Origin of the sequence: Tolypothrix campylonemoides VB511288_2 (genome assembly GCF_045999855.1) — a bacterium.
Lineage (GTDB): Bacteria > Cyanobacteriota > Cyanobacteriia > Cyanobacteriales > Nostocaceae > Scytonema > Scytonema bouteillei_A.
This window is the reverse complement of the sequence record NZ_JBFPMW010000002.1, coordinates 576,097-591,500: the sequence shown is the minus strand read 5'-3', so window position 1 is coordinate 591,500 and position 15,404 is coordinate 576,097. Positions and strand designations below refer to the sequence as shown.

General features: G+C 40.8%; 12 protein-coding genes. 7 read left to right on the top strand and 5 right to left on the bottom strand.

All coding sequences use genetic code 11. The features are described from left to right. Positions 1–811 precede the first annotated feature (811 nt). From AB0756_RS06995 to AB0756_RS06970, 6 genes are all read left to right on the top strand, one after another. Entirely contained in the window at positions 812–1,321 is a 510-nt protein-coding gene (locus AB0756_RS06995; protein ID WP_038084859.1) for a DM13 domain-containing protein, read from the top strand. Positions 1,322–1,463: 142 nt separating this feature from the next. Beyond that, on the top strand, positions 1,464–2,261 hold the full coding sequence (locus tag AB0756_RS06990; protein WP_038084856.1) for an SDR family NAD(P)-dependent oxidoreductase: 798 nt from the start codon (positions 1,464–1,466) through the stop codon (positions 2,259–2,261). 53 nt (positions 2,262–2,314) lie between these two features. After that, entirely contained in the window at positions 2,315–2,890 is a 576-nt protein-coding gene (locus tag AB0756_RS06985) for an NADPH-dependent FMN reductase (protein WP_038084854.1), read from the top strand. Positions 2,891–3,079: 189 nt separating this feature from the next. After that, positions 3,080–3,574, top strand: a complete 495-nt coding sequence (msrB, locus tag AB0756_RS06980; RefSeq protein ID WP_038084850.1) for a peptide-methionine (R)-S-oxide reductase MsrB — start codon at positions 3,080–3,082, stop codon at positions 3,572–3,574. A gap of 204 nt (positions 3,575–3,778) precedes the next feature. Continuing rightward, on the top strand, positions 3,779–6,478 hold the full coding sequence (locus AB0756_RS06975) for an MGH1-like glycoside hydrolase domain-containing protein (protein ID WP_038084846.1): 2,700 nt from the start codon (positions 3,779–3,781) through the stop codon (positions 6,476–6,478). A gap of 472 nt (positions 6,479–6,950) precedes the next feature. Further along, complete coding sequence (locus AB0756_RS06970) at positions 6,951–8,369, top strand: sensor histidine kinase (RefSeq protein WP_038084843.1); 1,419 nt, start codon at positions 6,951–6,953, stop codon at positions 8,367–8,369. A 104-nt stretch (positions 8,370–8,473) separates the two neighbouring features. Here the strand turns inward: AB0756_RS06970 and AB0756_RS06965 are convergent, their stop codons facing one another. From AB0756_RS06965 to AB0756_RS06945, 5 genes are all read right to left on the bottom strand, one after another. Then, the gene (locus AB0756_RS06965) at positions 8,474–9,187 is read right to left on the bottom strand and encodes an SGNH/GDSL hydrolase family protein (RefSeq protein WP_082051807.1); all 714 of its coding nucleotides are present in this window, start codon (positions 9,185–9,187) and stop codon (positions 8,474–8,476) included. 89 nt (positions 9,188–9,276) lie between these two features. Next, on the bottom strand, positions 9,277–10,833 hold the full coding sequence (locus AB0756_RS06960; RefSeq protein ID WP_038084841.1) for a GMC oxidoreductase: 1,557 nt from the start codon (positions 10,831–10,833) through the stop codon (positions 9,277–9,279). A gap of 36 nt (positions 10,834–10,869) precedes the next feature. After that, a complete protein-coding gene (locus AB0756_RS06955; RefSeq protein WP_038084838.1) occupies positions 10,870–11,385 on the bottom strand; it encodes a DoxX family membrane protein in 516 nt (171 codons plus the stop codon). Between the two features lie 128 nt (positions 11,386–11,513). Continuing rightward, positions 11,514–12,947 (bottom strand): NAD(P)/FAD-dependent oxidoreductase, encoded by a 1,434-nt coding sequence (locus tag AB0756_RS06950; protein ID WP_038084836.1) that lies wholly within the window; start codon positions 12,945–12,947, stop codon positions 11,514–11,516. A gap of 293 nt (positions 12,948–13,240) precedes the next feature. After that, positions 13,241–13,600 (bottom strand): hypothetical protein, encoded by a 360-nt coding sequence (locus tag AB0756_RS06945; RefSeq protein ID WP_038084833.1) that lies wholly within the window; start codon positions 13,598–13,600, stop codon positions 13,241–13,243. A 662-nt stretch (positions 13,601–14,262) separates the two neighbouring features. Between AB0756_RS06945 and AB0756_RS06940 the strand changes: the two genes are divergently transcribed. Further along, positions 14,263–15,321 carry a DMT family transporter gene (locus tag AB0756_RS06940; RefSeq protein WP_038084831.1) on the top strand — a complete coding sequence of 353 codons (1,059 nt, stop codon included), beginning with the start codon at positions 14,263–14,265 and terminating at the stop codon, positions 15,319–15,321. The last annotated feature ends 83 nt before the right edge of the window (positions 15,322–15,404 follow it).

Genomic DNA, 15,404 nt, shown 5'->3' with positions numbered 1-15,404 from the left:
TAAGAAAAACCGCGATCGAACATCTTTAAAGAAATTGATTTTCACTTAAAAAGTGTTCTTTGATGGCTCTTGCAGTCGCATACGGTCACGCATTGCATTAAATTATTTATGCCTCTACCACTCTGTTATTTCTTGAAAGATTTCTGATAGCTCTTGAGTCAATTTCTCTTAAGAGACTGTCCGACATTTGAGAGAATATGGACAATTAGCAATACTGCAAGGGCTGAGAATTTTTGTACGTTGAACAAACCCAACAAATACCTGTAAATGTTGGGTTTCGTTCCTCAAACGCCACATCGCTCAACGGGGGGCTTAGGGGTCCCCACGAAGTGAGGTTGGGGGGAAACCCTCAGCAATTGCTCCTCTTGGGCTTTGCCCAAGACCGCACTGCCACTAAGACTTTTGTTGGTTGCTGTCCTCTATCTAAGCTTTGCAATGACTGTGTTTGGTAATTTAAGATTTTGTGAGAATTAGTATCTTAATCGTAAAAAACAGGCGATCGCTCCAATATCGAAAGTTTAGATTTTGCTGAGAAATTTATGAGAAGCTTCTAGACAAACTTTCAGCTTTCTAAGTCTCAATCCTTACTCAATCATAATTTTTCACCCAATTCTTCAAGCAATAATTAGTTTAAAGTTTAAGGCAACAGTCCAATACTATAGCAATCCTAAATCATTTGTAAAAATTTGAATAGCTAATAGCTAATGGCTAATGGCTAATAGCTATTAGCCATTAGCCATTAGCGCTCTTTACTCTTATTCTTATATTTTATTTAGGACTGCTATAATCAATATCTTGAGGTATTTTAATTATGAAATTAGGATATGTATTCACACTAATTCTACTTACCACAGTTACGGTTAGCTGTACAACAGAAATTTCCAAGAATGATGTAACCCAAAGTTCTGCTCCAGCAAATGAAGCAGTCCCGGTAGCATCAACTCAGACAAAGTCTACAAATACAACCAACATAATTTCCGGTACATTTGTTTCCGGAGAACATACAACACAAGGCACAGCTCGTATTACCAATAAAAACGGTAAGTCAGTACTGAATCTCGAGCAGTCATTTAAAACTTCAGAAATGGGTCCTGATTTAGTAGTCATTTTACATCGTTCAGAAAATGTAATAGGTTCAACTAAGCCGCCATCCTATCCCCTAAAAAAGGGAGATTACATTGTTCTTGCTCCTCTCAAAAAATTTAGCGGTGCTCAAACTTATACGATTCCTAATAACATTAAGTTAGCTAACTACAAATCTGTTGTTATTTGGTGTCGCAAATTCAATGCTACTTTTGGTGCTGCTACTTTAAAAAGTTAAATATTCACCCTATTTTAAACAAAAAAGTCAACAGATACTTGGATGAAATACAGTCTAGGTAAAACTTCTTTGCTCCAAAATTTGTTAATTCAAAATGCAAAGTGTTATAACCAAAAACTCAACGATCGCAAGGAAAAAATTTATGAAGCTACAAGGTAAAGTTGCTTTAGTCACTGGTAGCAGTCAAGGTATCGGACAGGGAGTTGTTCTGCGTCTTGCTCAAGAAGGAGCTGATGTTGTCATCAATTACCGCTCTCACCCAGAAGGAGCAGAAGAAACCTTAGCCAAGGTAGAGGCTATTGGCGGTAGGTGTCATATGGCTCAGTGTCCTAAATCTCATGGTTACACGCTGCAAGCAGATTTGGGAAGTGTATCGGAAGTCCGCCAACTTATAGCGGAAAGTATTCAACATTTTGGCAAACTAGATGTTCTGGTTAACAATGCTGGGATTGAAAAACACGCACCATTTTGGAACGTGACAGAAGCAGACTATGACGCTGTTATGAATGTCAATTTAAAGGGCGTGTTCTTTGCCACTCAAGCCTTTGTTCAACATTTGATTGAAACAAAACGAACTGGAAAAATCATCAATATCAGTTCCGTGCATGAGGAATTGCCATTTCCCAATTTCACTGCTTACTGCGCCAGCAAAGGAGGGGTGAAGATGTTGACTCGTAACTTAGCAGTTGAATTAGGTTCTTTGGGGATTACAATTAACAACGTCGCACCAGGGGCGATAGAAACTCCCATTAACACCAAACTATTGAACGACCCAAAAAAATTGAGTGCTTTGTTGCAGAACATTCCTCTGGGTCGTCTCGGAAAACCGCAAGATGTCGCTTCCCTAGTGGCGTTCTTAGCTTCCTCTGATGCTGACTACATTACAGGTAGTACCTTTTTTGTAGATGGTGGACTGCTTTGGAACTATCAGGAGCAATAAATACCTTACTATCTCAAGAAGTTCAAAATTGCATCAATCACAGAAGAGGAATTATGACAAACACCCCTCTATTTATTCCCGTCATTTTAGGTACTTCCCGTCAAGGTCGCCAAAGCGAATATGTAGCCAAATTTATTGTCGAGCAGATTGCGGTACGAAATGATATAAAGACGCAGCTGATTGATATTCGTAACATTCCAATTACTACCAATGACGCAGGTGAGTCTGTTAAGGACCCTCAGTTTTCCAGTACTGTTGATCGGGCGGATGGATTAATTATCGTTGTGCCAGAATATAACCACGGTTATCCGGGTTTGCTCAAGCACGTACTAGATACTTGCCTTAAGGAATACATCCATAAAGCCGTTGGCTTGTGCGGCGTTTCAGCCGGACCTTTTGGCGGTACGCGAGTCATCCAAAACCTTTTACCTGTGATGCGTGAGTTGGGTCTGATGACGATTTTCTACGATCTTAACTTTAGCAACGTCCACAATTTGTTTGATGAATCCGGTCATTTAATTGACAAAAAAACTTATACTCGCCGTTTGGAAAGCTTTATGAATGAGTTGGTTTGGATGTCAACGGTATTCAGGTATGGGCGACAAGAAATCAATCTTACTTCCCCGTAGGTTATAAAATAAAACACACAAATTCGGCGATTGTTTACACCATTTCTCACAAACTTACTATGACAGTCGCCATACATCTACAACCAGGTGAAAGTTGTTCAAACAACTAACAACTTCTTGACAAAGTTAGGTTTTTTCACACCCATCTACTTACTAGCGATTCAACTAACAGTGAGTGACAGCTAAATTATGAAGAAACGGTATTTTTTACAAGGTAGTGCAGCGGTAGTTGGCACTGTATGGTTATCTCACTATTTATCAGAAAAACCCAAAACTATGGCAATTGAAAAGAATCAGTTTGAAATCACCAAAACCGACCAGGAATGGCGCAAGATTTTAACTTCAGAACAATTTCGCATACTGCGACAGCATGGAACAGAATTCCCCGGTACTAGCTCACTAAATAAGCAATATGCTAAAGGGACTTATGTATGTGCTGCTTGCAACCTAGCCTTATTTACGTCTGAAACCAAATATGACAGTGGTACGGGTTGGCCTAGTTTTTACGCACCTATTGAGAATGCAATTGGTACATCCACAGACAAATCTCTTTTGATAACCAGAGTTGAAGTGCATTGTCGTCGTTGTGGCGGACATCTAGGTCATGTGTTTGATGATGGTCCTGCACCTACTGGGAAACGTTACTGTATGAATGGGGTTGCACTCAAGTTTGTTAGAGTTTGAAGTTATCGCTCGTTAGTTAATGACTGGATGAGTGCGATCGCAATTAGATAAATTTTTCCTGAGTCTATGCTGTATTTTGCTCGAACACTTTCACTATCAATTTTTCATCAAAGCCTTAGTTCTACTTAAGGTGTAGATGAGAGAGTACAGATAGCAAATAATTTCACTCAATCAGAGCGTGTTTATTTTAGGAGAGGACTGATTATGGCAACTCCAACCCAAGAAGAACTCAGATTGGAAGCAGCTCGGAATAATCAAGTAAAATGGCGTAAGTGGGGACCTTATTTAAGCGATCGCCAATGGGGAACGGTGCGAGAAGACTACAGCCCCAACGGTACTGCTTGGGATTACTTTACTCACGACCAAGCCCGTTCTCGTGCTTATCGCTGGGGTGAAGATGGCATAGCGGGAATTTCTGACGAACAACAACAGCTTTGTTTTGCGATCGCTCTTTGGAATGGTGAAGACCAAATTCTTAAAGAAAGATTCTTTGGTCTGACTGGAAGTGAAGGAAATCATGGGGAAGATGTTAAGGAATATTACTTTTATCTTGACAATACTCCCACCCATTCTTACATGAAAATGCTTTATAAATATCCACAAAAAGCATTTCCTTACTCTCAACTCGTTGCAGAAAACCAACGCCGCAGCCGCCAAGAACCGGAATTTGAACTTCTAGATACAGGGCTATTCAATGAAAACCGCTACTTTGATGTATTCGTTGAATATGCCAAAAATTCTGCTGAAGATATTCTGATTCAAATTCAAGTTGTAAATCGGGGACCAGAAGCAAAGACACTGCATTTATTACCTACTCTTTGGTTTAGAAATACTTGGTCTTGGGATGGAGACGCTACTAAACCGATACTCCAAAAAAATCAAGTTGGTCATGCCCAAAATACTATAGAAGCTTTTCATCCATCTTTAGGAAAAAAATGGATGTATTTTGAAGGTGAAACTGAACTGTTATTTACCGAAAACGAAACAAATACTGAAAAGCTGTTTGGTTTTCCCAATGCTTCTCCTTGTGTTAAAGATGGTATTAATGAATACATAATCCATGGTAAACAAGAAGCCATCAATCCAAAACAAAGAGGAACAAAAGCTGCAATTCACTATACAGTTAGTATTAATCCCGGTGAAACAAAAACTATAAAATTGCGATTGAGCGATCTACCCGATTTAGCTGAAGCTTTTAGCGAAGAGTTCCAGACAATCTTTGCTATTCGCAAACAAGAAGCAGATGAATTTTATCAAAAGCTAACTCCTTTCTCGCTGAGCGAAGATATGCGAAATGTTCAGCGACAAGCTTTTGCCGGAATGTTGTGGACTAAACAATTTTATTACTATGATGTAGAAAAATGGTTAAAAGGTGATTTAGCTACTCCACCAAAAGAACGTAAATATGGTAGAAATCGTGAATGGTTTCACCTCAACAATCAAGACATTCTTTCTATGCCTGATAAGTGGGAATATCCTTGGTTTGCTGCTTGGGATTTGGCATTCCACTGTATTCCTTTGGCAACAATTGACCCTGATTTTGCTAAGAATCAATTAGATATTTTAACGCGGGAATGGTATATGCATCCTAACGGACAAATTCCCGCTTATGAATGGCAATTCAGCGATGTGAATCCTCCCGTTCATGCATGGGCAACTTGGCGCGTCTACAAAATTGAACAAAAGATATATGGACGCAGCGACCGACAGTTTCTAGAACGGGTATTTCAGAAGTTGTTGCTCAATTTCACCTGGTGGGTGAATCGTAAAGATGCTGAAGGTAACAACGTTTTTCAAGGCGGATTTCTAGGATTGGATAATATTGGCGTCTTTGACCGCAGTGCGACTTTACCAACAGGCGGTCATATCAATCAATCAGATGGCACAAGTTGGATGGGAATGTATTGCTTGAATATGCTAGCAATAGCCCTAGAACTAGCAAAAGCGAACCCTGTTTATGAAGACATTGCCACTAAATTCTTTGAGCATTTTCTTTACATTGCCGATGCTATGACTCATATTGGCGAAGACAAAACCAGTTTGTGGAATGAAGAAGATGCCTTTTTCTATGATGTATTGCATTTGCCAGAACGAGAAATTACGCTAAAAGTCCGGTCTATGGTAGGACTCATTCCTTTATTTGTTATTGAAACCATTGAGCCAGAAACATTAAGAGCACTTCCTGCTTTTAAACAGAGATTGGAATGGTTTATAGAAAATCGTCCCGATTTACGAAGCAATGTAGCTTGTATGGAAACACAAGGAATAGGTGCTAGGAGATTATTGGCGATTGTTTCCAAAGATAAGCTGCAAAAAATTCTACAGACAATGTTGAATGAAAGCGAATTTTTTAGCCCATATGGTATCCGAGCAGTTTCTAAATTTCATGCAGAACATCCTTATATTTTTGATGTGAACGGCTCTCAATTTCGAGTCGATTACGAACCGGCTGAATCCAGTACTGGTTTGTTTGGTGGGAACTCTAACTGGCGCGGTCCCATTTGGTTTCCTGTGAATTTTCTCCTTGTTGAATCTCTACAAAAGTTTCATTACTACTTAGGAGACGATTTCAAAGTAGAATGTCCAACGGGTTCCGGACAACTGATGAATCTTTGGGAAGTGGCTTCTGAATTATCACAACGGCTCATGCAAATTTTCTTAAGAAATGCTTCCGAGCGACGCCCTGTTTATGGTGGAACCGAAAAGTTTCAAACCGATCCTTATTGGCGAGATTTAATTTTGTTCTACGAATACTTCCACGGTGATAATGGAGCGGGAATTGGTGCAAGCCATCAAACCGGATGGACGGGTTTAGTTGCTAAACTGATTCAGCAATTTGGTGAGTATGAAGCACAGCATCATAAACAAGAAATTGAGCAAGAGAAACAGGCGATCGCCGTATAAAAATCATCTTTGAGTTTTGAAATTTAGGTTCCAATCATAGCCTGCTGAGCGACTCCTTTATTTGTTATTTGTGTAGCCCCAGAATTCTATTCTGAGGGCAATTTGCACTCTTAGGGATGCTCCCCCCCAACCCTCAACCTGTTTCATCTTAAAGTAGATGTTTGCTGTTTAGATTTCCCTGTAGCGTGTTTTCAAACGACTCGTTTAGGTTCCTAATTTTCCAGAGCCCCTTGCAAAACGTTGATACATCACTAAAAACTTTTCACACGCCCTCTTAGAAATTTTCAAGCTATTCTTATTAGAAATTCATTTAATGTCTTATAAATTTATATATATTTTTAAATGGAAAAATTGTTCATTTCTGCCTCACCTAGAGAATTCTATTCACACAAAATTTCTCGGCACTTTTTTTAAAATAGATTTAGAGACTTAAAAAAACAGTAAAATTAAAACATAAAGTCCAACTAAAACAGTGAAACATATCAGAACAATTTGGAGCAATATAGACCCTTTCTCCTTACAGTTACGCCTGACAATTGGCATGGCTGCATTTTCTACTTTAGTCCTGGGTAGTGTCTCTATATGGACGAGTTGGAAAATGCAGCAAATATTAATTAACAGTCACAAACAAAACATAGAACAAATAGCCCATAGTGTACCACGGGATGTGCAACTTTATAGTGAAATGATGCAACCAGAAAGTGGTTTGCAAAAAGCTATTAAAAACCTAGAAAACACCAATACATTATTATGGATAAAAAGCCCCAGTCGGAGAATATTGGCACAATCGACTAATTTAAATTTGTTACCTCAGTCTACGGTAGCTCAGTTAATATCTTTAACTCAGATGCCTCTTAAAGCACAAATTTACAAAATTGACAAAAGCTACTTTATTTTATCTGAAAATTCTATCCAAGTCGAAGGTAAAGTCCTTGGTAATTTATTTGTAGTTAAGAATATTACTCGCGAACAATCAACATTTGTAGTCATGGTACGAAGCTTAGGCATTATTAGTGTTTTAGCAATTATTATCCTCACAACTGCGATCGCATTTTATATCAAGCATTCTCTGCAACCTCTACGCCAGCTTAATCAAATGACTGCTGTGATTTCCCTAGAGGAGTTAGGACAAGCACAGCTATACCTTAATAATGCACCCAGTGAAGTCAAAGAATTAGCCCAAACCTTAACAATGTTGTTATCGCGTCTGTCCCAATCATGGAAACAAGAGCGAGAATTTGTGAGTAATGTTTCTCACGAGTTGCGGACACCTTTAACCATTGTACATGGTTATTTGCAAAGCGTCTTGCGACGGCAAAACAACTTAACTCAAATCCAACAAGAAGCTTTAGAAACTGCTGCATCAGAAGCTGAACGTACCATCCGCTTGCTACAAGATTTACTAGATTTAGCACGTGCAGACAGTGGTTATTTACACTTTCAAATGAAGTCTTACGTATTAAATGACTTAATCGAAGAAATTGTGATAATGGCAAAAAAGTATAGCGATCGCATCATTACTATCGAAGCAGCGCCTCACACAATTGAAGTCAAAATAGATTACAGTCGGCTTAAACAAGTATTACTAAATTTGATTGACAATGCTATTAAGTATTCTGAGTCCGGTACACCTATCACTTTTAAATTATATCAATTTCAAGATAAAGCAATTATTCAAGTTTGCGACGAGGGTTATGGTATTCCCCTGCAACACCAAGCACGTATTTTCGAGAGATTTTACCGTGTAGATGAATCTCGCAGTCATACAACTGGGGGTAGTGGTTTGGGTTTATCAATTGTCAAGACACTTGTAGAGGGAATGGGGGGTAGTGTCAGCGTGCAATCAAAGTTAGGAGAAGGAAGCACTTTTACGATCTGTTTACCTTTATAAATACTGAACCTAAAATAATCAGCCATTAGGATTGGCTTCTGTCTATATCTAAAGGTTGGATTGGTAACACTCCATTGTGAAGAGTGACACAAGAAAAAGTATTTTTATTTATGCACGACATAGGGGAGAAAAGCACGGCGAACTTCCGAAGCACCTCGCAGGCTTGGCTCGATCGTTGCTGTAAACCATGATGGATCTCCCTTAAGGAAGTGAGCGTGGAGATCGACGAATTGTCCGTAGCGGTTGGCAATTTCTTGAATGACAGCATTCATGCGCTGGAGGTTCTTGCGGGCGATGGCTGCATCAATCCCTAAAAAGTTGCGTCGGTCATCTCCCAACGTAGGATCGTATACACTCCCTAGTAGAACGGGACGGATGGGTAACTGCTTGACGAAAGTGTCGAGAGCATTAGCAAAGACTTCAATTTCAGCACCTGTGTCCTGAATTAATCCACCCAGTAAATCATTACCACCGATGGTAAGTAATGCGATCGCCTTTCCATCAACCTGCAATCCCTGCGCTTGATATGGCAGTCCATCAACCGTTGCACCATCTCGGGCGCGATGTTCGAGGTGAGCCAGTCCGCGTGATGTGAGGTCTTTGCCTTGAAATTCGGGAAACAGCCGATCGTTATTTTTGACAAGGAGTTGTCCTGGATGAATGCCGAACTCGTTGTATCGTCCGCAGTCTAAAATTGAATCACCAAAGGTATATAAAGTTACCATTGCTTGCTCCTGCCGATTGCAGCCTAAGAGCGTCAGGACACCTCCCCCTCCAATCCCTTGAATAATTTGTCGTCGGGTAGGTCGAAAAGCCATTACACTCTCCTCTTTGTTCGATGCTAACATGAGGAGCAGTAAAGATACCGAACAAAAGGTAGATTTAGCTAAGGCTCTCTTATTAAGTTTTAAACCAAACTTTCAATGATGCGATCGCCAACACGCAAAGCATTGGCAATAATCGTCAGCGTAGGATTAACAGCCGCACTAGAACGAAAGAAACTTCCATCCACCACGAATAAATTATCAACATCATGAGTGCGACAATTCACATCAAGAACTGAAGTTCTGGGGTCTTCTCCAAAGCGACAAGTACCGCACTGATGGGCGACACCTTGCAACGGCAGTTTTTTCCGGAAATAGAAGGAACAGGGAATAATCCGTTCGCCACAACCAATCATTTTTAGGACTTTCGTCCAGCGATGGACGAGACGGTTGTAAGCTTCAGTGTTATTCTCGGTGTAATTCAATTGGATAGAATCACCTCGAAGCGTGACGCGGTTGTTGAGATCGGGCAAATCTTCTGATGTGAGCCACCAGTCTACAGAGTGATTTGCGATCGCCTCAAAAGTATGTTTTTCCTGAAAAGAGGCTCCCAATACTGATGGAGACTCTTGGGCGATCGTATCTGCATTGACTTTCCCCAGTAACTGTACGTGTCCCATAGGGTAATCGAAATCCTCATCACCCCAGTAAAAATCATTAATTGCTAAAGTTTTTTGAAATACTGTGGGATTGGATTTCGAACTGACTCCAATCATAGCTCCGTTTTGATGCTTCATTAAATTACGTCCTACGAGATCGGAACTGTTTGCCAATCCATTGGGATGGCGATCGCTAGCAGAACGCAATAACAAAGCTGCTGAATTAATCGCTCCACAAGAAACCACAACGATATTGCTAAAAAAGAAACAAACTTCTCCATTGATTTCGACTTCCACAGAAGTCACCTCTCGTCCGGATGGACTTGTGTGTAGTCTTTTTACCTTGGCTTCCGTTATCAGCGTGACGTTATCGTACTTCTCTACGGGGCGTATGCAGGTTATATCTGAATCTGCTTTAGCATCGACTAAACAAGGAAACCCATCACAGGTATTGCAACGAATGCAAGCACTCAAACGACGGTTAACTTCATTGAACTTAATCGCTAATGGCAAATAAAATGGATGGTAACCTTCTCCTTGCAAAGAATCGTGAATTTCTTGAATACGCGGTTCGTGACGAATAGCCGGATAGGGATAATCCTCACTAGCAGATGGTTCGGTCGGGTCTAAACCACGCTTACCGTGAACTTCGTAAAGTTTTTCTGCCTCAGTGTAATAAGGTTCTAAATCACGGTACTTTAAAGGCCATTCTGGAGAAATACCGCCTTTATGAATCACCTGTTCAAAATCTTGTTCGCGCCAACGGAAGAGAGCACCACCATACAGTTTGGTGTTACCACCCACAAAATATGCAGTACCGGGGTGGATCTCGCGTCCTTTCTGGTCGTACCAAGCTTCGTTGGTATGATAGCGGTCTTTCTGAAACACCTCAACCGTATCCCAGTTTGCTTTCTCACGAGGAAGAAAAGAACCCCGTTCCAAAATCAGAATTTTTTTGCCTGTAGGAGCAAGACGATAAGCCAGTGTACCACCACCTGCACCAGTACCAATGATAATCAAATCATAATGTGAAGAAGTCATTTGTTTTCTCCAAGTGTAAAGTGAGAGGTACAGGCTCTACATATCATTATTAGAAGCGGTAAGAGTATAATCGGATGCTGCTTGGGTGCGACGGCGGCTCATTTTCTGTTCGTAAGCTTCGTAAGCAATGCACATCCAAATTAAAGTCATAAATAGGATGTTTTTGTTAAAGCTTTCTGCTGCGTTGGGAAACAAACTGCCAGCAGGTATAATACCAAATGCCAGAATGATGCTAAATGTCATCAGAATCAGTAGTAACCCCGTCCACCGTACCCAGTAGTTGAGAGCAAACAATGCACCCAGTACAATTTCTGCTAGAGGTAGTAACCAGGCGTAGGGAATAGCAATTAGTCCAGGTAGCGGTCCTATACCTTCCCAACCTGGTGGAATTCCAGGACCAATCATTTGAAGTTTTTGAGTTAGGACGGTTTGGTAGAACCCGTTAGGAATACTGAAGTTGAGATAGTTAGCAATACCAGAGAGAAAAAAGAAAACGCCCATTGTGACGCGATTAACAGTCACAGCAGTTCGGAGGTTGAGTAAGTATTTCATAAGTACGCTCCTAAAGATAAAACCAATTTGAAAAAAGAATGTGACAGATAGTTAGGTGAAATGAAATCCTGCAAGGCTTTTGCAATTCAAAATCTCAAATCCACCCACGATAAATATGGGGAAAAACTTTAACGAGACGGGGGAGGGGGTGCAAGTCTATTAAGTAACGTCGGGACGCCCGTCCAACTTAGAGTTTGCTGAAATTGAAGCGGTTGAGCAGCTCGCCAAACTAGAGGAGTTGCCAAAATCATTCCTGCTGCTACAGTTGCAACCCCAAACAGCCAAGGTGTTTGTCCTAACTGCATATGGGAAAAAGGGCGATGGCGGTGGAATAATTTATCGGTCAGCCATTCTGTTGTGACTTTAAAGTTACGAGCAGGGGTTGGTAGCAGTTCTAAGTATGTTGCTTCTCGAAGCAGATGACCGGGCTGACCTTTGATTTGGACTTTATTAAATAAGTTAGCAACACCTTCGTTGAGCCCCAGTTTCATCAACGTACCGCGCATTTGGATTTGTACGGGAATGGTGGGTTTGTTTTGCCAAAAATACTGAAGATTGCGAGCGATCGCAATTCCTTGCTGATAAGCCACTTGTGCTGTTGGTGGTTGGGGATTGTCGCTATCTGTTGCACAGTCTCCCGCCACAAAAACTTCTGGAAAATCAGGGAGTTGCAATGTCGGCGTCACCACAAGACGCCCTCGTTTGTCTCGCCTTTCTTCTGAAATTGGGAGTTCCTTCAACAGAGGGCTCGGAGCCGTACCCGCAGTCCAAGCGATTGTTCCAGCTTGTAAAACCCGTGTTCGATCTTGTTGGCTGTACTCTACACCATCGGCTTGAATTTTCGTGACAGCCGCATCAAACACAAAATCTACAGGAATTACCCGACGTTTGAGCGCCCTTTGTGCTATACAACGCAAATCGCTGTTGACGTCTCCTTTAAGGATTTCACGACTGCGGTTAACTAAGACAACCCGAATTTCACTAGCATCACCGCCGAGCTCGTCGTACCAAATAGGCAACAAATCTGCTAATGTGCATGCCAGTTCTATACCTGCAGGTCCTGCTCCAATAATGGCAACAGTCAGCAGTAAACGCCGACGTTCTGGGTCTTGAGTTTGAACTGCCAAATGCAAGCAGTGTCGTAAGTGTTTTCGCAAAGCGATCGCTTCTGCACCATTTGTAAATGGCATTGCATACTCTGCTGCACCAGGAGTATTAAAATAAGTGGTTTTGCCACCCAGTGCTAGAACTAAGTTACTGTAGTCAAACACTTTTCCAGAAGCTACACTCACTTTGCGTTCGTGCAGATGAACCGATTTCACCGTGTCTTGCATAAAGGTGACACGGCTTCCTGCTAGAAGCTCTTTATAACGTGGATAAACCTGTTCGCTATGGAGTTCTCCGCTCAGAAGTTCATACAACAACGGTTTAAAACTGAAGCGATCGCGTTGTTCAATAAGAATAATAGGATGCGAATAATTTTGATGGCTTAAGTGTAGAGCTGTGAACAGTCCAGCAAAGCCACCACCTAAGATGACTGTGGGATGAGATGCTTGCTGCATAAGACTTATATAAGCTAATGGCTGATGGCTGATGGCTGATGGCTGATGGCTGATAGCTAATGGCTGATAGCTGATGGCTGATAGCTGATGGCTGATGGCTGATGACCAATCGCTAATTTCCCATTAGACTTCTCCAGAAATTAGATTTTCACCCAGACAAGGAAAGAAAGCGTTCAGCGTCTTTTTCTGATATGTCTATTAGCTATTAGCCATTAGCCATTAGCCATTAGCTATTAGCAAATCGTGAATGATTCTTCCCAATTGCGTAACTTATGTTATTTAGTTGCCTTGAGTTATTTCACTTCGTTAGGTTCAAACTTAGCGACTTTACCTTTTTTAACAGCGACGATAACGTCATAGGTTGAACAGTAAGAAAAAGTGGTATCGTTAGCTTTGTTATAAAGGTTAACAACGTGACCTGCTCCACCAGGCTGAATACCGATTGGCTCCAAATCTCCAAAAAAGAAACGACGCAGTTGATCGCCACTCCCAATCTGACCCTTATTTTTAGTTAGTAACGCTACTTTCTGCTGTACGGATAATTCTTGGGCTGATGCTTGAACTAATAAAGGATTTATCGCTTTTAATGGTGCTTCCCATACTGTAAAAAAACCAGTTAAGGCAACTGTAGCTACTAAAGGGGCAAATTTCATTTCTGTCTCCTGTTATCCCGGACATCTAAAGCTTCTCAGTAGCTACTGAAGTTCATCTGAACCTAAGCCATGATTTTCATGAATTTCTTCTTTAAGCTTATTTAGGATATTCTCAGCGTTTTCTCATTAAAATACTGAGGCATGAAGCCCCGTTACTTTAGTACGGGGTGCTGACATAAGTAAACTCAGAGCTTGCACCTCTGAGTACAAACCCAGCTCATATAAAAATATCCGCGATAAGGATACCTAATTTTTGCTGGCTTCTATCAATAAATCAAGGGTTTTCATTCAGTACTGTGTAATAAATTTACATCAAATTTTCTTGGTAAAAGCTGTGAGTAGAGTCATAACTTGGCTTATTCTTGAAGAATACCGCCTCTTCTAGAGGTGCGTGTGTCAAACTTGCATTTAGTGTTCTCTCAGCAAAAACTTATTCCAAACAGAATGATGAAGAGCTAATATAAGAATTCTAAAGCAAGGATTAAATTGACAAAGAAAGGCAGAGGGCAAGAGGCAGAAGGCAGAAGGCAGATCTTTTGAAGCCTCTCACCTTGTAGGAGAGAGGTTTTGGGTGAGGTCTGTTTTGACTTCATCGAACTTACCCGAAGCACCAAACAAAAGTCCTATATAAGGATCTATATTTTTATTGCGGTGATGTTATCATGACTAAACTAAAAAGACCGCATCGCTTAATTCCCAGAATTTCAGGACAAATATATCTCTGGCTGGCAATCCTAATTTTTGGAGCGTCTAGTGCAGTCACTCGCAAACTCACAGAAATTGGAGCAAAACATATTATAGATGGTCGCAATCCAATTTCCTTGTGTAATGTTTTATTCGTGGGCAACCTTTGTGCCTTAATAGTGCTGATTCTCATCTATGGGAGACAGTGGAACAAAGCTACTTTGAAACAATTATCACGGAAGGATTGGATCGGTTTAACAGCTGTCGCTATTTTATCAGGAGCGCTTGCCCCTGGGTTAATTTTCCAAGCACTGGCACTGACAGGGGTTAATAATGTCATCTTGGTTGGACGAGTGGAACCACCTTTAACTCTAGCTTTATCAATTTGGTTGCTTAAAGAACGGGTAAACTTTTGGGAGATTGCAGGGGCGATCGCAGGGTTTGTTGGTGTTGCGCTCACGATTGTCCTTCAGTCTCCTGGGGAATCAATGATGAATATGGGAGGTTTGCAAGTGGGTGTAGGCGAACTTCTGGTAGCCTTTGGTTCTGCAGCTGTAAGCGTTTCCACAATTATCGGTAAAAAATACCTCGATCGAATTCCTTTAGGAATCTACAGTATCTTTCGTACTGCTTTAGGAACTGTAATATTTTTCTTTCTTGCTTTGGGGCTTTACGGTCACAATCATTTTGCTGATGTACTCTCACCTTTCCTGTGGAAGTGGATGTTCCTTTATGGTGCGTTAATTGTTGTGGTTGGCCAATCATTTTGGATTAAAGGGCTGAGGAGTTCAACAGTGTCTATGGCTTCTTTAATCAGTTCCTTTACCCCTATTGCAGGAATTGTAGCAGCTTATTTCATCTTAGATGAAGCTCCTACTCTAGCTCAATATATCGGCGGTAGCGTTATTTTAATTGGCATTTTTTTAAGTCATCTTGGTATCCGTTATCAAGCGTCTCGCAGAAGTATGTTTTCCAAGGTAATTTCTACTCAAGCAGAACAAAAAGTAGAATCTGGTATGGGATTTAAGGGAATTTGACAAAAATTTATTGTAATTCTAAAATTATAATGACAATTCTCAGAAATTTGCCTCAGATTCTCAGGCAAAGTTTAAATTTCTTT